The organism is Photobacterium aquimaris, assembly GCF_002954455.1.
GTDB classification, from domain to species: domain Bacteria; phylum Pseudomonadota; class Gammaproteobacteria; order Enterobacterales; family Vibrionaceae; genus Photobacterium; species Photobacterium aquimaris.
Window position 1 is genome coordinate 122,951 of the sequence record NZ_MSCC01000001.1, and the last position, 20,837, is coordinate 143,787.

General features: G+C 41.7%; 13 protein-coding genes and 1 tRNA gene. 1 reads left to right on the forward strand and 13 read right to left on the reverse strand.

Features of this window, described 5'->3' with window-relative positions; genetic code table 11:
• Positions 1-41: 41 nt before the first annotated feature.
• Positions 42-118 (forward strand) — tRNA-Asp (locus BTN98_RS00505).
• A 53-nt stretch (positions 119-171) separates the two neighbouring features.
• Here BTN98_RS00505 and BTN98_RS00510 read toward each other — a convergent pair.
• The 13 genes from BTN98_RS00510 to rsmC all read right to left on the reverse strand — a co-directional run bounded on the left by BTN98_RS00510 (position 172) and on the right by rsmC (position 20,720).
• Entirely contained in the window at positions 172-561 is a 390-nt protein-coding gene (locus BTN98_RS00510; RefSeq protein WP_060997594.1) for a hypothetical protein, read from the reverse strand.
• A gap of 286 nt (positions 562-847) precedes the next feature.
• Positions 848-2,260 (reverse strand): phosphoglucomutase/phosphomannomutase family protein, encoded by a 1,413-nt coding sequence (locus tag BTN98_RS00515; protein WP_060997595.1) that lies wholly within the window; start codon positions 2,258-2,260, stop codon positions 848-850.
• Positions 2,261-2,322: 62 nt separating this feature from the next.
• Positions 2,323-4,728 (reverse strand): glycoside hydrolase family 94 protein, encoded by a 2,406-nt coding sequence (locus BTN98_RS00520; protein WP_060997596.1) that lies wholly within the window; start codon positions 4,726-4,728, stop codon positions 2,323-2,325.
• Positions 4,729-4,769: 41 nt separating this feature from the next.
• Positions 4,770-6,698 (reverse strand): beta-N-acetylhexosaminidase, encoded by a 1,929-nt coding sequence (locus tag BTN98_RS00525; protein ID WP_060997597.1) that lies wholly within the window; start codon positions 6,696-6,698, stop codon positions 4,770-4,772.
• A gap of 10 nt (positions 6,699-6,708) precedes the next feature.
• Positions 6,709-7,599: a glucosamine kinase nucleotide-binding domain-containing protein gene (locus BTN98_RS00530; RefSeq protein ID WP_060997598.1), complete on the reverse strand. Its 891-nt coding sequence runs from the start codon at positions 7,597-7,599 to the stop codon at positions 6,709-6,711.
• Positions 7,592-9,328, reverse strand: a complete 1,737-nt coding sequence (locus BTN98_RS00535; RefSeq protein WP_060997599.1) for a glycoside hydrolase family 9 protein — start codon at positions 9,326-9,328, stop codon at positions 7,592-7,594. The genes BTN98_RS00530 and BTN98_RS00535 overlap by 8 nt, the downstream gene beginning before the upstream one ends.
• A gap of 133 nt (positions 9,329-9,461) precedes the next feature.
• Positions 9,462-10,457 carry an ABC transporter ATP-binding protein gene (locus BTN98_RS00540; protein ID WP_060997600.1) on the reverse strand — a complete coding sequence of 332 codons (996 nt, stop codon included), beginning with the start codon at positions 10,455-10,457 and terminating at the stop codon, positions 9,462-9,464.
• 42 nt (positions 10,458-10,499) lie between these two features.
• The gene (locus BTN98_RS00545; protein ID WP_060997601.1) at positions 10,500-11,474 is read right to left on the reverse strand and encodes an ABC transporter ATP-binding protein; all 975 of its coding nucleotides are present in this window, start codon (positions 11,472-11,474) and stop codon (positions 10,500-10,502) included.
• Complete coding sequence (locus BTN98_RS00550; protein WP_060997602.1) at positions 11,474-12,502, reverse strand: ABC transporter permease; 1,029 nt, start codon at positions 12,500-12,502, stop codon at positions 11,474-11,476. Before BTN98_RS00550 ends, BTN98_RS00545 begins: the two co-directional genes overlap by 1 nt.
• 2 nt (positions 12,503-12,504) lie before the next feature.
• The gene (locus tag BTN98_RS00555; protein WP_060997603.1) at positions 12,505-13,491 is read right to left on the reverse strand and encodes an ABC transporter permease; all 987 of its coding nucleotides are present in this window, start codon (positions 13,489-13,491) and stop codon (positions 12,505-12,507) included.
• Between the two features lie 146 nt (positions 13,492-13,637).
• Positions 13,638-15,314, reverse strand: a complete 1,677-nt coding sequence (locus tag BTN98_RS00560) for an ABC transporter substrate-binding protein (protein WP_060997604.1) — start codon at positions 15,312-15,314, stop codon at positions 13,638-13,640.
• A 739-nt stretch (positions 15,315-16,053) separates the two neighbouring features.
• Entirely contained in the window at positions 16,054-19,431 is a 3,378-nt protein-coding gene (locus BTN98_RS00565; RefSeq protein ID WP_060997605.1) for a response regulator, read from the reverse strand.
• A 269-nt stretch (positions 19,432-19,700) separates the two neighbouring features.
• The gene (rsmC, locus tag BTN98_RS00570) at positions 19,701-20,720 is read right to left on the reverse strand and encodes a 16S rRNA (guanine(1207)-N(2))-methyltransferase RsmC (protein WP_060997606.1); all 1,020 of its coding nucleotides are present in this window, start codon (positions 20,718-20,720) and stop codon (positions 19,701-19,703) included.
• Between the last annotated feature and the right edge of the window lie 117 nt (positions 20,721-20,837).

Sequence of the window (20,837 nt, forward strand, 5' to 3'; positions counted from 1 at the left end):
TTGCTAAGTTTCAAATTGCTTAAATGCTGAATAGACACTGCGGAGTGGTAGTTCAGTTGGTTAGAATACCGGCCTGTCACGCCGGGGGTCGCGGGTTCGAGTCCCGTCCACTCCGCCATTATTGAAGAAACCTGAATCGAAAGATTCAGGTTTTTTTTCATCTGTAGAAAACTACTTTAATTCCTCATAGAGACCGGTGTGGAAAATTTCACGTTGTTGTTGGTCACTAATATCACGACGATGGGCGCGGTAGCGGGAAACAGCATAAGTAATAATGACAGAGAACAAGGTGTAAGCGATAAGAAATGTAAGTGGTGAATGAATAATATCGGCTGCAAATACCCAAATTACACCAATAACAGTGATCGCGAGTTTAACTAATACTGCTGTAACTAAAAAACTCATCGCATATTGTGGTCGTAGGATAGCTTGATAGGCGATTAGGTAGCCACAGCTAACAGCGACAATCGCTAAGCTAAAACCGACTGAGAATGAATGAAAATGTTCGCTAAACAATACCGTGAGCGCGATCATAGTGATAGCAATGATGGCCTTTTTCATAACAACCCCTTATTACATGACGTAGAAAGTTTTGTTCAACGGAATAAGCATGGACCTAAAGCGAGCAATTGTATGTGAAGTCATACGTTTTTTAGTAGTTTGAAAGCGAAAAAACACAGTTTGTGAGCAAGATTGGGTTATTATTAATTATGTTAATAGCAATTAAATAATAAAGAAAAGGGTAGTCAATCGACTACCCAGTGGCAAAGATCAAAGTAATTGATCTGCACAATGTAACAGCTATAGGGCGTGTTACTAGGACTTAGCAATGAAAATATCTAACTGTTTATACGGCAAGAAATTGTTTAAATTGTAGTAAAACGGCTTCAGCTTGGGTTTGATCTTCCATTTCTACAAACAAACGTAGTAATGGTTCTGTACCTGAGAAACGTGCAATCGCCCAGCCACCATTTGTAAAGTAAACTTTCGCACCATCGGCATAGCTGACTTTTTCGATTTCGTAATCAAATGCAGGTAATGATTTTTCAATATAAATTTTATTATAAAGACGATCACGCTCAGCAGCTTTAAAGGTGCAATCGCCTTCTGCTGTATAGGCATAGCCAAAGCGAGTATAAATTTCATCTAATAATTCAGATAATTTTTTACCCGTTGAACTGATCATTTCAACTAATAAACTTGATGCGAAAATTCCATCTTTACCCTTAATATGGCCACGAATAGTCAGGCCACCTGAGCTTTCACCACCCAGTAATGAGTCATCGGCTTCCATTTGTGAGCTGATATGCTTAAAACCAACCGGTACTTCAAATGATTTTTCACCATAGGCTGCTGCGACTTTATCAAGTAAATGGGTTGTGGCTATATTACGCACAACAGAGCCTTTCCAGCCTTTGTATTCTAATAGGTAGTAATACAGTAGTAGTAACACTTCATTAGGATGAATGAAGTTACCTTTTTCATCAATAATACCTAAACGGTCAGCATCGCCATCGGTACCAATACCAATGTCATAGCCTTCTTGAGCGACTAAATGTTTAAGACGATAAAGAGTTGCAGCACTTGGTGATGGCATTAAGCCGCCAAAACCTGGGTTTTCACCATCGTTGATAACATCAACATCACAACGACCGGTGATCAACACCGTTTGTAATGCATTTTTAGCAACGCCGAACATTGGGTCGATAAGTACTCGTAGGTTAGCTTGTTTGATCGCTTCTAAATCAAGTAAATCAATCACAGAATCAACAAATTCGTTCATTGGATTGATGATTTCAATTAATTTATCGCGTTGTGCTTGCTCAAAATCAACCAGTTTAATATCAGCATCCGTCAGTACTGCAATTTGTTGTTCAATCTTTTGCGTAATGATCTCATCAGCATCACGACCGCCTTCGATGAACACTTTAATACCGTTGTAATCTGCTGGGTTATGCGATGCAGTAATACATGCTGAGTAAATTGCACCAGTTTGTTTAGCTTTAAACATCACGATCGGTGTTGGTACAAAGCGATTGATAAAACTACATTTGATATTATTTCCTGCTAATACTTCAGCAAACCAAGTTGCAGCTTTATCTGATAAAAAGCGACGGTCATAACCGATGATGAATCCTTTATCAGTTACTGACTCCGTGATCATGATGTTAGCAATTGCTTGTGCAACTAAACGTACATTCGCTTGGGTAAACTCTTCACCAATAAAGGCACGCCAACCACCGGTTCCAAATTGAATCATGGAGGAACTCCTATTTCTCTCGCAAAATAAAATGGGGAGTAAAGCTACTCCCCTAAAAGTGATTAGCCCATTACAACTGTAACGGTATTCACAGAACCTTCAGCTTGAGGTGCAATTGCACCATCAACAGGTAGACCATTAAGGGTAATAGACTTAATGCCTTTGCTAACATGATTTGGATTGGTTACGTTAATATTGTACGTCGCACCACGCCATTCACGCGTTACTTCAAATCCAGGCCATTCAGTTGGAATACATGGATTAATAGTTAGGCCATCAAAACCTGTCTGAACTCCAAGAATAAAGTTAGTGACAGCAAAGTAAGCCCAACCAGAAGTACCTGTTAACCATGGGTGGTTAGCACGACCATGATCTTGGTGATCGCGGCCCATGATAAATTGCACGTAAGAATAAGGTTCAGCCATACGTGTTTCAATCATGTCGTTTTGGTTGTATGGGTTCAGTGCATCATAGAATTTCATTGCACGGTCGCCACGACCTAGTTTCGCTTCAGCTACCCATGCCCATGGGTTTGGATGCGAGAAGATCGCGCCATTTTCTTTCACGCCTTGATATACACGAGTTACGAAACCAATGTCATCGTTAGGGGTGGAGAACGATGGTGCATTAAGATGTAAACCATAGTCTGAGTAAAGATTTTCATCTACAGCATCCATCGCTTGCTCACCACGATCTTGTGATGCCATGCCAGACAGAACAGCAAGGGTGTTTGACTCTAGGTGAATACGGCCTTCTGTTTGCTGTGCTGTACCAATCTTGTCGCCATTTTTGGTCAAACCACGAATGTACCAGCCGCCTTCATCATCCCATAAATGGGTTTCACATGCTTCACGTACATTGGCTGCCATTTCTGTGTATTTTTCAACATCTGCTGTTTTACCTTGGTATTTAGCGAGTTGAATAAATTCTTGTAGTGCCCAGAAGTGAAGGAACGATACCATTGCTGATTCACCGCCACCTAAGTTTAGGCAGTCATTCCAATCGGCACGTAGACCTTTACAGATACCGGTTTGGCCTACATATTCGGCAGAGAAATCAAGCGCAGCCTTCATGTGATCATAAACAGTTGCATCACCGCCGTCAGCGTATGGGATCACTTCGTTGAGGAAGCTTTCTTCGCCAGTTTCTGTAACGTACTTACAGATAGTAGGGACTAACCATAGATGGTCATCTGAACAAGTATCATCAATGCCGTGGATCTTATCAGCATCACTTGGTGTTGGTACTACTGTTGGTGATTTTGATGGCTCAACATCAGCCATGTCAGGATCGAACCAATCAGGATCAAACAGGTGTAAACCATAACCCGCTTTCACTTGGCCACGAAGTAAATCAACTAAACGCTTACGTGTCATCGTTGGGTTAGAGTGTGGCACAGAGATGGCGTCTTGTGCGGTATCACGGTAACCAAGACCAGTACGGCCACCGACTTCGATAAATGAAGCAAAGCGTGACCATACAACACAAGTTTCTGCTTGGTATAGTGTCCAAGCGTTGATCATGGTATCAAGGCCTTCATTTGGCGATGTTACTTTAAACTTGTTGCAGCGGCTTTCCCAGTGATGCTTAATTTCAGCAAATGCAGCATCAACCACAGCATTGTCTTGGTACTTTTGACGTAGACGTTGGCCTTCGTTTTTACCAATACCTAGAATGTAGTTAAAGCGAATTTCTTCACCTGGTTGAAGCGTAAATTGCTTGTGTAGTGAACCACAATGGTTGTAACAAGTTTGCACATGGTTAGAACAACGACCTTTCTCAACTGCAATTGGATTAGACTCATCACGGTATGCACCGATGAAAGTATCACGTTGACCATCATAGCTATCAGGTGCAAAGCTTGATGCTAGGTAGTAGTAACCTTCTTTCTCTTTGGTGTTGTAATACAAGTCGTATTCAATCACGCCATCTTCATAAGATGTACCTGCAGAGTAAAGACTCATCTGATGGTTTTGGTTATCAGATTGAATGTGGCTAAATGAGAATTCAACAAATGAGAACGCACTAATAGTTCGTACTTCATCTGTGGTGTTTTTCAGAACTACATCCCAAATTTCAGCATCTTCACCAATCGGTACGAATAATGTTTTCTGTGCTGAAATACCATTGTATTCACAAGCAAATTTTGAGTATGACAGGCCATGACGAACTTCATACTTTGCTTCATCAAGACTTTTAGCTACTGGTTGCCATGAGATTGACCAGTAATCACCTGTCGCATCATCGCGTAGGTAAACATAATGCCCTGGACGATCAAATGTCGCATTGGGACGGAATTTCGTAACGCGATTGTATTCTGGTGACTTATAGAAAGAGTAACCACCGGCATTTTGTGAAATCACTGTACAGAACTTTTCAGTACCAAGGTAGTTGGTCCATGGTGCAGGGACATCAGGTCGAGTGATAACATACTCTTTATTGCCGTTGTCAAAATAACCGTATTTCATTATTTCTAATCCTTAAAATATTTACTGTTCTGTGTACGTGGTTATTCACAGTGGCGGTAATTAATGCCCGCCTTATCTAGATAGTTAAGTTGACCTTTTAAGCGTGCTTTAAAGTCATCCCAGTTACGATGTTGTGGTTTACTCCAGCAGATCTCCGATACCGCCAGTAAGCGCGGATAAATCATATATTCAAATCGGCTTTGGTTATTAATTAATTCTGACCAAAGTGCAGTTTGAATGCCTAAAATGTGCTGCCGCGCAGAATTTCGCTCTGACAGAGTGCTAAGTGGATGATAATTGTAAACATTATCCAGTGTTAATTTACCTGCCCAGTCGACGCCAGCTTCATCAGCTGAGTAACCTTGAGCCAAATCGAGATAGGTGGCTTGTGCGGGTTGCATTACCACATCAAAGCCATTTTTTACGCATTCAAGGCCAGCTTCTTCATTGGTCCATGAATAAATTACGGTGTTTTTACTGACTTTATTACCATGGGTTGCTTCTTCCCAGCCCATCATACGTTTGCCTTGGGCTTGTAATACTTGTTCGGCAAAGCGCAATAGATGGCCTTGTAACTCCATCGGGTCGCGGTAGTTGTTATCAGCCATTAATTGTTGGCACGCAGCACTGTCGGTCCATACGCCTTTAGGCACTTCATCGGCACCAATATGTACAAAAGGTGCAGGGAATAGCTCACACACTTCTTCAAGTACGGTTTGAATAAAGGTGTAAGTTCCCGCTAATGCTGGCGATAAAATATTGTCAGGGTAGTTCTGAATACTGCGATATACCGAATGATCGGTTGGATCTTGTAACAATTCTGGGAGCGACAAAATTGCCGCACGACAATGACCCGGAATATCAATTTCAGGAATGATACTAATGCCGCGATCGCTGGCATAAGCAATCACATCACGAATTTCTTGTTTGGTATAAAAACCGCCATAACGTTGATCAATATGACTAAATTGTGGCGCAATAATTTCATTTGGGCCGCGCCATGCACCAATCTCGGTTAATTGAGGGTAGGCATCAATTTCAATTCGCCAGCCTTCATCGTCGGTTAGGTGCCAATGGAATGTATTAAATTTATAGCGCGCTAACTGATCCAGAAGATGCTTAATACGATCTACGGGATGAAAGTGACGCCCGCAGTCAAGCATCATGCCACGGTAGCTATAATGAGGTTGATCGTTAATTTCTACCATTGGTAAGCAGTAAGCTGCATCGACAACATGGCTTGGACGCGTAGGCAGCAATTGCAATAAAGTTGATGTTGCATGGACAAAGCCGGTGGCTGAACTGGCATGGATCCAAATATTGTCAGTTTCGATCAGTAATTGGTAGCCATGCTCAATAATGTCATTATTAACGTGATAATGGATATTGCCCTGAGGGCTAATTGGCATTGCTTCGTTAAAATGCTTTTTATATTCAGCGCTTAACCAGTTTATCGCCCCTTGCGCTAAGATTGGTGGAGTTTCAAGAGCGGTAAATTGGTTAAAAACAAACTCACCTTGAAGTCGAGTTAAGTGATTGGGTTGTGGAATTAGCGCAATATCACAACCAATACTTGGTAATGGTGTACAGTAACGCTCGATCGAATCTTGATCTAAATTGATGGTGGTAGTGTGTACTTTTAGCGGTTGGATAAGATCACTATCGTTATCCAACGTAATAAATGCTTCATTGATGCCATCATCATGTAAATTGAATGGCATCGTCTTCATGGTGAATTCAGTATAAAAGTGTCCATTAGCCATTAATGGTGGTAATTGAGATAATTGGCTGTAGCTGCCAATTTGGCTAATCGTACCCACGGATACTGAAGTTGGATCAATGCAGCGGCTTATAAAGAAATACAGCGACCATCCATGCAACGCTTGGTCAGTTAAGTTATGTAAACTTAACGCATAGCGGCAATGGCTTTCAGCTTTCTCTATTACTGTAAAATCAAGACGATAAGTCATTTTTACTTCCTTAACGTACAAATAAGTTGTGATTGCCGCGCGCCATAGCAATAGCGCCGTCCATTGCATCACCTTGCGGCGTTGCTAGTCGTTGCTGCATTGGTGGAGTTAGCCATGTTTGAATGCGTTCACCAATACCGCCCATTAAGCAAATACGGCTTGCGCCACGCACAATTAACGCTTGCATCCACATTTCAATATCTGCAGCCGTTTGTTGTAACAATGATACTGCGAGTGAATCGTTTTGGGCAGCAAAGCTAAAGATTGCCGGAGAGAATTGACCATAATCGCAAGGACGTGCCGTTTTTGACCAACTAACAATCGCATCAATATCATGCTCAAAATGACTTAATACATGCTGGGCTAACTCAGTTGTTGGCACGATGCCATCAACACTGAGTAAGACTTGTTGGATCAGGCGCAGTCCCATAATGGCGCCGCTGCCTTGATCTGAGATCGGAAACTCACGTCCACCGACCACATGCTGCTTACCGTCTTGCAATAAAATGCCGCAAGATCCAGTGCCTGCAATGAGGATCGCGCCATCTTGCCCCCCCCAAGCACCTAAACAAGCGCCATATGCATCAGTATTTAGCGTAATGGCACCGTATGGGTGAGGTTGTTGCATGAATGCATACCACGCTTGTTGCTGCTCTGCTCCTGCCAGTGCTAATCCGATCGCCATCTTAGGGTAATTAGCTGGTGTTAATTGTGCTTGTTGAGTAGCAAGGGCAATGGCTTGTTGAATTGATGCCATCGCAATTTCACCACCGAGTAGAATATTAGCGCTACCAGTTTTCGCTTCACCGATTACGTTACCTGCGATATCACAGATCCGGGCGCGACACGAGGTGCCGCCACCATCTACGCCCACAAGGTAAGAAAATGGAAAATCAGCCATGGTGACGCTCCTTAAATTGCAAGGTTGTGGCTAATAAATACCAACCGCCATGAGGGATCCATTGCTCGCCCCAACGCCAGTTTTGTAGCATGTCATCTTTTTGCCCTACAGGGTTAAAGGCAATGTCTTGTTCATTTTCAAAACCTGAAGTGATGCCATTACAAACGCCACCTTTCGCATTGCTAAAACCAAGCTCAGGAAGGTAATCAGGGTTATTGTGGCCATGGCCGTCTAACATGCACATGTCAAAAGGATTTAGGCCTAAAATCCAATTCATAAGTTGTTGACCATATTGCATTAATTGTTGCTTTAATGCGTCATCAGTGAGGTGGGCTTGTGCCATAAATGCCATGCTCGCAAGGGAAGCTATACGGGCATTTTCACCTTGCCACCAATAACCAGATTCATTGTTATGGGCAACAAAGAAAGCGGTTTTTTTATCACCATCAACGGCTTTAGTGTACTGACGTGGATAGCCAAACGGGTTATTAACTTCAGCTGTTAACGTCAATTCAAAATTAAGGGCATTTACCAGTACTGGGTGTAATTGTTGCTGGTGTTTGGTTTCAGGTTCGGCAGCTAAATACTGCATCAGTGCAATCGCAGGTAAGCCTGCTTCTGCTGCATGGTAATAAGGACGACTGCCATCCGTGGTTGCTGACCAGTAATGGTTAACGTTTTCATCTGACATTTGACGTTGACTTAGGCGTTGGGCCCAATCACGCATTTCAGTTAAATAACGCTGTTGATGGGTGGCGCGATAAAGCTCTACCGCAGCTAATAAGGCGCAGTATTCATCAATAATATTTTCAGCATTATCGTTAAGATAATTGATATTGTGTTGTTTTAAATGCCAATAGCCACGCTCTGCGGCATGCAAATAGTGCTCGCTTTGGTAGGCGTCACAATGAGGAATACGTGAGCAAGAAGGTAAGGTTGTGATCCGTGCCGCTGCCGCGAGTGCTGCTATTGCGACGCCACCACCTTGACGGAAACCTGCTTGATAATCATCAGTTTTAATACCGTCTTGGGTAGCATAAGCACAGATATCACGTTGTGCTGGTGACTTGCTCCATTTATCAAACACGGTCATGAAAAAGAAGCCGTCATCACTTTGCATTCGTACTAAAAAATCGGCGCCAAATAACGCTTCTTCTAATAAACGTACACGCGTGAAATTAGCTACATCAGTTTGATCTTCTGCGATTTCATATGCTTTTAGCATGTTCCAAACAATCATCGGTGTTTGTTGAGGATTGAGGAAGTTAGCGTAAGAAAGGTGACTTAAATATTTACTGACATCACCTGATGCGTCATACCAACCGCCGTGAACATCAACGCTGATATCGCTGTTGAGTAATTGTGCTTGGCTATCAGCTTGATCGTAAATACCACTGCAACGTTGTGATTTGAAATAGTGCAAAACATCACTGAAAGTACGTTGCATTAGTATGCCTTCAGCAATACTGAAAACAGAAGATTCGATGTTGGCATAGCGAATACGGTATTCGCCGTTATTTTGGAAAGTCGAAAAATCTATCTTATAAATATTGCCCGTATGCCATTGTGCGGTGGTACCACACGCAACTAATGGCAGCTGCATAATAGTTTGGTTAGTTTGATTGCACACTAATTCGGCATGGCCTGACAGTGTTTGAGATGTTGTTTGTAATAAAGCCTGCTTTGTATTAAAGCGCTCATAACCAAGGTGATTAATTAACAGCTGCATAGGGCCTCCAATGTCGCTAATAAGTGATGGCTCCTTATGGGAACCACCACTGAATTGCTTGAGCGACAAATAACATGGAAATAAAAGTAAACGTGTTATTGATGCTAAATTTTTATAACGTTGGCTTTATTACTTAGTTTTCGTATAAGTAACAACGCACAAAGTGGTTGTCAGATAATTGAGTAACGGCTGGCAATTTTTCACGACATTTATCTGTTGCTTGCATACAACGACCAGCAAATGGACAGCCAAAACTTTCAGGCGTCCATAACGGAATTTCACCTTTATTACCTTTTAGTTTGGTATGGATCGATTTGCTTGGATCCGGTACCGCTGACACTAAGAGTTGGGTGTATGGGTGCTGCGGATTATGAATGATCTCTTCCGTATCGCCCCACTCAACCATATGGCCGACATACATAACCGCAAGATCTTCAGCAATATAACGAGCTGTTGCGATATCGTGAGTGATGTAAAGCAGCGCCATTTCACGCTCAAACTTCATCTCTTCCATTAAGTTAAGAACACCTGCACGAATCGATACATCAAGCATTGACGTTGGTTCATCTGCCAGTACCACTTCAGCGCCAACCGCAATGTTACGGGCTAAGTTGACACGCTGACGTTGGCCACCTGAAAGCTGGTGCGGGAATTTTGCCGCAGTGGCTTTGGGTGGAATCAAACCTACTTGCTCAAGTAGGCTGTAAACAGTCTCTTCAAGCTCTTTTTTATTACCAGATGATACTTTGTTGTGGATCAGTAATGGGCGCGCAATATGGTGAAAAATAGTATGAGTAGGGTTTAATGATCCAAACGGATCTTGCCATACCATTTGTACACCTTGACGGTATTTCATTACATCATCACGGCTGCTTATGGTTTGAATATCACGTCCGTAATATTCGATATGACCGCCACTTGGTGCGTACATTTTGGCAATCATTTTAGCGGTGGTTGATTTACCTGAGCCTGATTCGCCAACTACAGCTAAGCCGCGGCTTTTGTACATTTTGAAAGACACATCGTTAATCGCACGCATCTTTGATTTTTTAAGTGAGTTACTGTTTACCGAGAAATCTTTAATTAGATTTTTACCTTCGATAATCGGTGTTCCAACAGGCTTGCTCATAGTGTCTCCTAAATACTGCCTATAGAATGCGGTGTGTTGCTACTAGTTACCGGTATTGGTAAATAGGTGGCAGTTTGATAAACGTCCTGGTTCAATTTGGCTTAACTGAGTTGGAGTGCTAAAGCATGCTGGATGGGTTTTTCCACAGCGAGCTTGGAAGCGACAACCTTGTGGTATTTCAAGTAAGTTTAATGGGTTACCTGGAATACCGGTTAAGCGTGTTTTAGGGCCTGTCAGCGGTGGGAATGAACTTCCCAAACCTTCTGTATATGGGTGGTACGGTGTTTCAAGAATTTGCTTTGATGGTGCAACTTCAATTAGCTCACCTGAATACATGATGCCGATACGATCTGAGAACTCGACCATCAGTGATAAATCATGAGTGATAAATAAAATTGAGAAGCCAAATTCTTCTTTTAGTGCATAAATCTTTTGTAGGATTTCACGTTGAACCACTACATCAAGTGCTGTTGTTGGTTCATCCATGATGATCATCTTTGGATTTAGCGCTAACGCAATCGCGATAACTAAACGTTGACGCATACCACCAGAGAATTGGTGTGGGTAATCACGTAAACGGCTTGGGTGAATATCAACAATTTCCAATAAACCTTCAGCACGACGAATCGCTTGCTTACGGGTCATATTAGTGTGGCGCATGATCACATCACAAAATTGCTCTTCCATGGTTAACACCGGGTTCAAAGCGTTCATCGCACTTTGGAATACCATTGACATTTCACTCCAACGGAAAGCTGACATCGCCATATCCGTTTTCTTTAAAATGTCACCGTGACCATCAAAGAACACTTCACCACCGGTAATAAATGCAGGCGGCTTGTGCAGACGCATTAGTGAGAAAGCAACCGTTGATTTACCGCAACCGGATTCACCAGCTAGACCAAAAACTTCACCTTTACCAATGTCAAAGCTGACATTATTTACGGCACGGACATCGCCAGAATCAGTAATATAATCAACACATAAATTACGAATTGAGATTTGTGGATCAGTCATTATTTAGTCCCGCCTTCTAGTGCTGGTTGAGGCATCGCTTCAACCGGTTGTGCTTGTTTAGCGTTTTCTTTTGCAAGGTTTTTCCAACGACGCATGCCTTTATGAGAACGTAACTGCGGGTTAGCAATCTCATCAACAGCGAAGTTAAGCATAGCAAGGCCAATAGCGATAAATATCAATGCAAAACATGGAGCTAGTACTTCCCACCATGCGCCAATTAACATTGAAGATGAGGTTTGTACGTTGTAAAGCATCACACCCCAGCTAATGCCGTTTGGATCGCCTAGACCTAAGAAAGATAATGTCGCTTCAACGTTAATCGCATACATTACTGAACCAATGAAGCTCGCACCTACGATAGAGATAAGGTTAGGAAGAATCTCAACGAAAATGATACGAGGAGATGATTCACCTAATACTTCAGCCGCTTTTACAAACTCTTTTTCTCTAATTGATAATGTTTGTGCGCGTACTACACGTGCGCCCCATGCCCAGGAGGTAACCGCAATAACGATGGCTATTGTGAGAGGGCCTGCTTGACCTACAAAGGCTGCGATAACAAACAATATTGGGAGTTGTGGCATTACCAGCATGATGTTCATACATGCGGTGAGAATTTCATCGACTTTACCGCCGAAGTAACCCGCTGAGATACCAATGATGGTTGCTAAGAAACACACCAATAGACCAGCACCAAAACCAACCGCTAATGAAGTACGTGCGCCATAAACAAGTTGTGACCAGATATCACGTCCCATACGCGATGTACCTAAAACGTGATCAGCATCTTTTGACATTAATAACGTACGCTTGTTAGTCGCTAGGTTTTTCGCAATCCAACCATCGGGATTATCTTGTGCTGCTTTTACAACAAAAGCTGGATACTCATGTGGATTACCGGTTCTTTTATCCGGTGAGTATTGGGTAATTAATGGTGCAAACACTGCCGCCAGAATAAAGACAACAATAATGCTGAGACCAAACATTGCTTTAGGGTTGCTAGATAGCAATTTAAATAAGGCTTTCATAATTACTTGCCTCCTTTACGTAGACGAGGGTCTAGCGCAACGATTAGGATGTCGGCCATAAAGTTAAAGAACAACATAAACATAGTCATAATTAATAACTGACCTTGTAGTACTTGGTAATCACGCGCATGGATTGCGTTTAGCATTACCGTTCCCAGACCTGGGTAGTTGAAAATCATTTCGATAATAAGCTGACCACCGATAGCCATACCTAGCGCCATTGATAATGCAGTTACACTTGGTAGCATCGCATTACGTGCTGCATAGTTGAACACTACTCGGTTTTCACTTAGGCCTTTTCCTTTTGCCATGGTGATGTAGTCTTCATTTAGCAGGTTAATCATGTTGTTACGCATACCAATTAGAAAGCCGCCAATCTGAATAATAGTGGCACAGAAGAGAGGTAGGGCGGCGTGGTAAAGCACATCTTTATAGAATGCAAAGCTGCTCCAATCAGGGACAACACCTGCAGTGTAGGCATTACCTGTTGGGAACCACTTTAAACCGATAGCAAAGGTAAACATTACGAGCATCGCGATTACAACCGGTGGAACCGCTTGAATAACTAACATCCCTGGAGAGATGAAGGTATCGTAGCTACTGCCACGTTTCCATGCTGCGAAAATACCAAATACTGAACCGACACAGAATGAAAGAATTACAGCAGAACCAGCTAGGAATAGTGACCAGCCAATTGCGCCTGCTAATAAATCATTCACCGATAATGGGTAAAATTTAATTGAAGTACCGAGGTTCCACGTAAATACGTTAGCTAAATACGAAAAGTATTGCTCATAAAGTGGACCATCAACAAAGCCAAGTAGCTTTTTCATAGCTTCAATACGCTCAGGGGTTACCTGGGCAGTTGCGTTTGCGAACATCATGGTAACTGGGTCACCAGGCATTGCACGCGGAAGAATAAAGTTTAGCGTTGCCGCGAAAATTAGCGCGATAAAATAAAACGATAAACGACGTAAAAAGAATCCCATAACTCACACCTTACACATCCAGCTTGCCTTCCTGAGCTGAATTCAGGACGTAAAACCCCCTGACGCAAGCGTCATACCTTTGATTGCAAAAAGGATTAGAGGGAAGAGGCGGTGCACAAGGCGTGCACCGCAAATTTAAGCAGAAATTACGCTTTTGGTTTTAGATCCAGTACTTGAAGTAGACGCTCTTGAACGCCAGCCCATACCATTGGACGGCCTTTAGGGTTCTTCTCGTTCCACCAACCAGTGAAGCGACCTTCATTGTATTGGAAGTTGTTAGCACCAGAAATTACTGGAATTGTAATTTGGTTTTCAGCAATGATATTCTGAATGCTATGAGCAATCTTCATTTGCTCACCCTTATCAGCAGTCTTGTAGAAGCTGTCTAGCAACGCATCTAACTGTGCATTTTTGAAGTAATGCATAGCGAAACGTGGCATACCATCACCTTGCTGTAGACGTGAGTTGTACGCACTGTCCCAGTATAGGTGTGGATCTGCACCGTGGAAGTAGTTAGTAAACGCTACATCGTAAGTGCCTTCTAGCATTGCTTGGTTGTAAACAGCGAAATCAGGAGTACGTGCTTTCGCATTGATACCTGCTTCTTGAAGCTGCTCAACACCTAGCTGTACTGTGTTGTTGAAGTCAGTCCAACCGTTTGGAGATTGAACTTCAAGCTCGATCTTCTCACCTTTTGGAGATTCAACAAATCCGTCACCATCTAGGTCTTTAAAGCCAGCTTTAGCAAGAAGGTCTTTAGCACCTTTGATGTTGTAAGTGTTGTAAGGCTTGTATTTGTTATGAACTGCTTCGTCAGACCATGACTTGAAGCTATCACCTAGGCCTGATGCGTAATCGTTCGGAGTACCCGCACCGTAGAACGCGATGTCGATGATAGTTTGACGGTCAATTGCCATAGAGAATGCACGACGGAAGTCAACATTGTTGATTGCTTCGTTGTTACCCGCTTTTGGCGACTTATAGTTCAGCATGAATGCCATCGTACCAGCAGCAGGGTACCAGTATTTGTGATTAGGATTTGCTGCAGCATAAGTACTGTCGATGTCAGGAATGAACGATGACGTCCAATCTAACTCAGAGTTGATGATCTTAGTTAGTAGTTGGTCATTGTTAGCGATTTGAGGAACACGTAAACAATCAACTTCTAGGTTCGCGTTATCCCAGTAATTAGGGTTACGACATTGAACGTAAAGTTGAGGAGTAAATGTCTCGATCTCTGTAAATGGACCAGTACCTACTGGGTTTTCGTTAGTGAAGGTTGTTGGGTTCTTCACTTTGCTCCAAATGTGCTTAGGAATAACTGGCACTTTAGATATTTCAAACGGTACGTTTGAGTTAGCAGCTGTTAATGCAAAGATAACCTTGTTACCGTCTTGCTTAACTGATTTAACCCACTTGTTGATACCGATTTGGTCAAGTTCTGGCTTGTCTTTTACTAGCTCAAAAGAGTAAACAACATCAGCAGCTGTAAAAGGTTTACCGTCAGACCATTTCACGCCATCACGAATTTCAAACGTAACGTTCATTAGGTCGTCAGACATGTAGTAGTCTTTTGCCAAACGCATAACTGGCTCATTACCGTGCATTTGGTTAAAGATAACCAATGGCTCATAAACGAATTCAGTTGTAGTACGAAGGTTTGTTGCTAAAAACGGGTTAAAGTTACGTACCATTGTAGGGTAAAAATCGGGTACGATTGTTAGCTGGCTTTTTTCTGATGCTGTTGCAACGGGTGCTGTAAAAGCGGTTGCTGCAGCAACAACTGCAAGTGCTAACTTAGTTTTGTTAATATTGGCAAGCATAGCTGTTCCTTACTCTTAGCTCTGTTTCACTAATGGAAATAAAAATTGGCTCCGTCATTGGAGCGCCTCAAACCTACTTCATTGGAACTGAGTAACGCTGAACCGTTGAATGGCCTTGTAGGTTCTCAGTGGTTTCAATATTGGCTGGATTGGCTCAATCGTCAATGTGGTCGCCCGTTAAAAACGTCAAAATGATTAAGGCTGTCGTTAAAAACGTTAATTTCACTGTTTTACTTGATTGAGCATTCAGTAAATAGCGTGGTTAACGTCACAAACAGGTTGTGCTGTTACATTGGTTACGTTAGCGTGATTTTCTCTTTAGCTGTTGTTTAATAAGTGTTTATTTTGTGTTTTTTGCGTGTGTGATGTAACGCATGCGAATTTTTGTTGTTATTTTTATACGGAAAATTTACCGTGTCAGTTTGTTGTGATTCGGTTCTCATAAACTAAAAGAAATTATTTTGACACAGTTTAAACGCTATTTTTTGATAGATGTGGTTTAATTTTGACCATAATAATAGTGTGATCTTGATCAGCGATACGGATTTAAAGGTGATTATTTCGAGCATTAAAAAAGTGCTTGAGCGTGATTGTCGTGACGTATCAGCGAGTCGACGAGAGGCCATTATCGACTGCCATAGCTATTGATTAAATCGATGGTCATGGAGAATAAGATAACCACAGCCCATAAAAAAGGCCCTATAAGGACCTTTTTTGTATCACTATTTAATATGCCGAGTTAACCATGGCTAATAATGTGGTGTAATTTGTCACGCATCATCACCAGTTCTTGACGGGCTGTGTTTGATTCTGGACAGCGCTCCAACACATAATCAATGGTGTTTATGACTGTGCGCCAGCGCGGTGTTTTAGGCAACGTTTCAAGCTGAAGGTATTTATCTAATGTCCGTGTTTGAAGGGTGCTACGATCTAAATAAACGCGCCATAAACCACTTTCTTCAGCTAATTCAAACTTACTTTTATGAGATTCTGCTTCCCAAAAGAGCAGCGTTGCTTTCATTGAATCGACTAATAGCTGGCGAATTATTTCGGTTTTATTGTGTTCACCATCACCTAACTTATCGGCTAAGCGAGTAAACTCACCACCGAGTTCGCGTAACTGTTGAAGATTGTTTTTGTCACCATTAAAGGCAAATTCAGACAGTACATCAATCGCATTTTCAAGCAGATTAATACGATGATCAGCAGAGGGCCCTTGACTATCAAAGACAAACATTTGTTTGAGTCCAGATTCAACGGGTAAATTAATAACAGCGGTCATTAATTGTTGCTGCTGATCACCAATATAATAATTCAACTGGCCATTGAAGTGGTGGTTATCAGTGGCCGTAATCGGTAGTGGCGTTACCAGTATATCGTCAATGGTATAACGCTCAAGTAGCTCTGGTGCTCGTTTAAATAGTTTGCCAGCAGCACCGTTGGCATATCTAATTCGACCTTCATTTTGAACGCATATAATCGCTTCATTGGTTGAATCTAATAATCCAAGCAAGCGACTTTGAGTTTCAATCAAGCCCATTTCAACTTGTTCACGTCGATGGATTTCTTGCTCTAATTCGTGATTTTTCTGGCGTTCAATCTCTGTTTTACCAGCTTGAAGGTAAGCGCGAATACGAGCAATAAGTTCTTCTTTATTAAACGGTTTGGTTAAATAGTCATTGGCACCACACTCAAAGCCTTTTAAGCGATCTTGTACTTGTCCAAGCGCCGATAACATAATGATCGGCAAGGCTAATAGTGAGTAATCTTTGCGCAGTGTCGAACACACTTCATAACCACTCATTTCTGGCATCATAATATCAAGCAAAACCAGATCAGGTTGTTGTTCAGCAATCAAAGTCAGTGCTTGAGATCCGCTTTCTGCAGTTTGGACGCGATAACCAGCAAGGCGTAAGAAGTTAGTCAATATTTGGAGGTTGACCGGTTCGTCATCAACCACCAATAGCAGTTCACCGTCTGAATTTTCAGGTAAATCAGACGGATCATAATTGGCGGCATTTAATAAGGGCGCTTTAAAATGATTATTATTAGGGTTTGCCGCCATTGCTGCAATTTGATTGGCATTGGCTAAGTTAAGCGTGAAACTAAAGGTTGTTCCGACCATTGTTTGGCTACTGACATACAAACGCCCGCCCATTAACTCGATTAACTGGCGGCTAATAGAGAGTCCAAGCCCCGCTCCTTGACGATAATTCGCCGATCCGGTGTTAGCTTGAATTAACGGTTCAAAAATATGTTCCAGTTGTTCGCTTGGAATACCTTGTCCTGTATCAACCACTTGAATGCGTAATTGATGCTCCAATACTGTTGCCGATAAAATAATTTTACCTTCTGAGGTATATTTGATCGCATTGCCGACCAGATTATATAGCACCTGCTCTAGTCGTTGTTCATCGGCATCAACTAAAGGCAGATCCGCTGGAATTTGATTAATAATGCGTATTGGTTTATTGCCCAATAAATGGCTTGATAACTCTAGCACCAATCGAATCGCAACTGACATATCAACCGCTTGATGATTGATGTCTAGATCGCCATAACGCATTTTATGGTAATCAAGCAAATCATCGACCAAGGTTGTTAAGCGCTGACCACTGTTAATGATCATTTCTAACTGACGTCGTTGCGGCTCATGTAAGGCGCCATTAGCTCCTGCTAATAAAGATTCAGCAATACCAACCATACCATGCAGTGGCGTACGTAATTCATGTGATGTTGTGGCTAAAAACTCATCTTTCATCTTATCCGCGGTTTGAAGCTCATTATTTTGTTGACGAATAATAGTGAGATTATGCTCTAACTCTTTATTTTGTTGACGGATCAGACCGATTTTTTCACGAATAGAGCGCTGCATACGCGCAAAACTGATCGCTAAGCGTCCAATTTCATCTTGGCGTTCAGTGCCATCAATTTTTTGTTCTAAATCACCGCCCGATGCTTTTTCAGCCGCCCAAGTTAAGCGTAACAATGGTGCAGTGATGGAGTTGGACAGCCAATGTGAGGTAATGATCACCAAAATGATTGCGGTTACCATTGCTGCGACAAAGATTTTCTCAAGTTCAAAGATACGTGCAAAGGCTTCTTTTTCTGGCAATTCAACCACCAATGCCCAGTGATTACCGAGAATATTTAGCGGTGAAAAAGCACCTAATACAGGAATATTATCGTAGTTGATAAAACTACCAATACCAGATTGTCCTGCTAAGGCTTGATCAATACTTTGGCTTTGAAGTTGAGACGGTAATTTTGCATTAGACTCAAATCGAAGTTGGTGATCACTACCCACCAATAGCGTTTGAATATGCTTGGTATTATCTTGAATCAGCTCAGTGACTTTTTTATTACTTAGCTCCATAAACACATAGCTGTGAAGATAACCTTGCTGAATAATCGGAGCTGCAAACCAAGCAGTAGTATCGCTATTATGGCTATTGCTACTGAAGTCAGTAAACACTACCGGTACTTGTTCCGGGCTATGTTGTGTTTGTTCTGTTTTCGCTTTGATAGCTTTAAATGTTTGCTGTAATGCAAGGTTGGCGTTGTCTTTGGCTAATAAATTGATGCCAAAAAGCTGGTGGTTTTTTACTGAATAAACCACATCACCTGAAATATCGACCAACATAATATCTTTGAAATCAGATCGTTTAAGATATTCATTATAAACAGCGTTATAACGTTTAAACATTAACCGATAGCGTTCATGGCCAATATAACCACTGTCAGCTGTTTGATCGCTTTTAGTGGTTAAGGTTAAATTAAAATAATTAGCTCGACCTTGTGCATCGAGTTGGGAGTCAATATTGCCCAGTTGGTGGAATGCGCCTACTAAGCCATAAAAACGACCACCACTATTATTGGATAGTTCTGAGCGGGCAAAACTCTTAACTTCAGACTCTTTGGCGGCAAAGAAGCTTTGAAGTTGCTTTTGTTTATTGTCACGTAATGAAGCAAGATGATTAATGCTTTGTTCGGCTAAATCTTTAGTGTGTGAATTTAGAAAATAGAGTGCTGACAATATCAATGGGGTGATACTGAGAACTAAAAAAGCCAGCATGAGTGTGTGCTGAAGACGTTTGAAGCGTTGAGTATTCTGCATTCCGGTGCCTGAATAAAAGAGATGTATTTACGGTTTTAACGGCAATAAATGCCACGTTAAAATAACCATTAAGATTTTAACGATGGTCCTTTATCGTATTAACTTAATGTGATGGATTACAGCGTTTATACTATATTTTTATTATGAATCAAGTTACTAGAAATAGAATCGTGTCAAAAGGCACATAATTAACAAATTTAACGTCATCAAAAAGGGCAGTATTGACTGCCCTTTATAAAATTCAAATATTGCTTATAAGTTATTGTTTATTATTTTTTTGCGCTATAAACATTGAATTTGTTAGTGTGAGAACTAATGTCGCACTGGCCAAGACAGGCTTCAATTAAGGGTGGATATTGCAGAAAGCAGTTAGCTACAATTACTAATTCACCACCCTGATTTAAATAATTAGGCGCTTGATTAATAAACGTTTCAGTCGCGGTATAAAATGTTTTTAGACCAGCATGAAAAGGTGGGTTACTGATTAAATATTGGTAAGGACCATTAATGTTTTTATAGACGTCAGTAGCGATAAAGTTAGCTTTGAGCTGATTAACTTTAAAGGTTTCTTTGGCTGATTCAATCGCAAGTGCGCTGATATCACATACATCAAGTTCGATCTGTGGGTATTTGGCTTTCATTACCGCACCAATAACACCGGCACCACAACCAAAATCAAGTACGCGACCATTAAGTGGCGGTAAGTTATTTAGCAGTAGTTCTGAGCCTTTATCAAACTCACCATGGCTAAATACGCCGGGCAGTGAACGCACCGTAAGATTGACGCCTGCAATACTGATAGGGTAACTACGGAACCATTTATTGATATCAAATGCAGCAGCAGGTGTATCGCAACGTCCCCAGTAAAAACTACAACGACGGGCTGAGTCATATTTGGTTAATGGGCCGTATTGAGCAAACATTTTTTCCGCACTGCGAACACCACTGCGGTTTTCACCCACAATACAGACTTCGACGCCGGCGGCAAATTTGCTCAGTAGCATCGATAATAAATAGTCTGCTTCTGCTTTTGCTTTAGGCCAAAAAAGCAAAATCATATCAATATCTAATTCTGCATTAAGCTCAGCGCCAAAATGACAGTCAATTGCTTGATGGTGTTCAATATCACCGACGTAACCATAATTGGTGGTAAATACTGTTACCGATTGTGCTATTGGAAGTAATTCTGAGGCAAAAGTATCGTTTAGTTCACCAGCAATAAGGACTTTACGATTTTCAAAAAACGCAGATTGACGAGCAACCACTTGGCTCGCAGGGGAATAAGACATGTAACTGGCCTCAAAATAGATATCATGGTTCAGGAACGCGGATTGTTCCATAAATAGTGACAGATAGAAAGTCACTGGCTGTAGAACAGTAATAATCCTTATAGACCGTTATTATTA

Coding starts and splice junctions, on each gene's coding strand:
- BTN98_RS00550 (WP_060997602.1), bottom strand. CDS start 12,502: ATGAAAGCCTTATTTAAATTGCTATCTAGCAACCCTAAAGCAATGTTT.
- rsmC (WP_060997606.1), bottom strand. CDS start 20,720: ATGTCTTATTCCCCTGCGAGCCAAGTGGTTGCTCGTCAATCTGCGTTT.
- BTN98_RS00535 (WP_060997599.1), bottom strand. CDS start 9,328: ATGCAGCTGTTAATTAATCACCTTGGTTATGAGCGCTTTAATACAAAG.
- BTN98_RS00525 (WP_060997597.1), bottom strand. CDS start 6,698: ATGACTTATCGTCTTGATTTTACAGTAATAGAGAAAGCTGAAAGCCAT.
- BTN98_RS00560 (WP_060997604.1), bottom strand. CDS start 15,314: ATGCTTGCCAATATTAACAAAACTAAGTTAGCACTTGCAGTTGTTGCT.
- BTN98_RS00565 (WP_060997605.1), bottom strand. CDS start 19,431: ATGCAGAATACTCAACGCTTCAAACGTCTTCAGCACACACTCATGCTG.
- BTN98_RS00520 (WP_060997596.1), bottom strand. CDS start 4,728: ATGAAATACGGTTATTTTGACAACGGCAATAAAGAGTATGTTATCACT.
- BTN98_RS00555 (WP_060997603.1), bottom strand. CDS start 13,491: ATGGGATTCTTTTTACGTCGTTTATCGTTTTATTTTATCGCGCTAATT.
- BTN98_RS00510 (WP_060997594.1), bottom strand. CDS start 561: ATGAAAAAGGCCATCATTGCTATCACTATGATCGCGCTCACGGTATTG.
- BTN98_RS00515 (WP_060997595.1), bottom strand. CDS start 2,260: ATGATTCAATTTGGAACCGGTGGTTGGCGTGCCTTTATTGGTGAAGAG.
- BTN98_RS00530 (WP_060997598.1), bottom strand. CDS start 7,599: ATGGCTGATTTTCCATTTTCTTACCTTGTGGGCGTAGATGGTGGCGGC.
- BTN98_RS00540 (WP_060997600.1), bottom strand. CDS start 10,457: ATGAGCAAGCCTGTTGGAACACCGATTATCGAAGGTAAAAATCTAATT.
- BTN98_RS00545 (WP_060997601.1), bottom strand. CDS start 11,474: ATGACTGATCCACAAATCTCAATTCGTAATTTATGTGTTGATTATATT.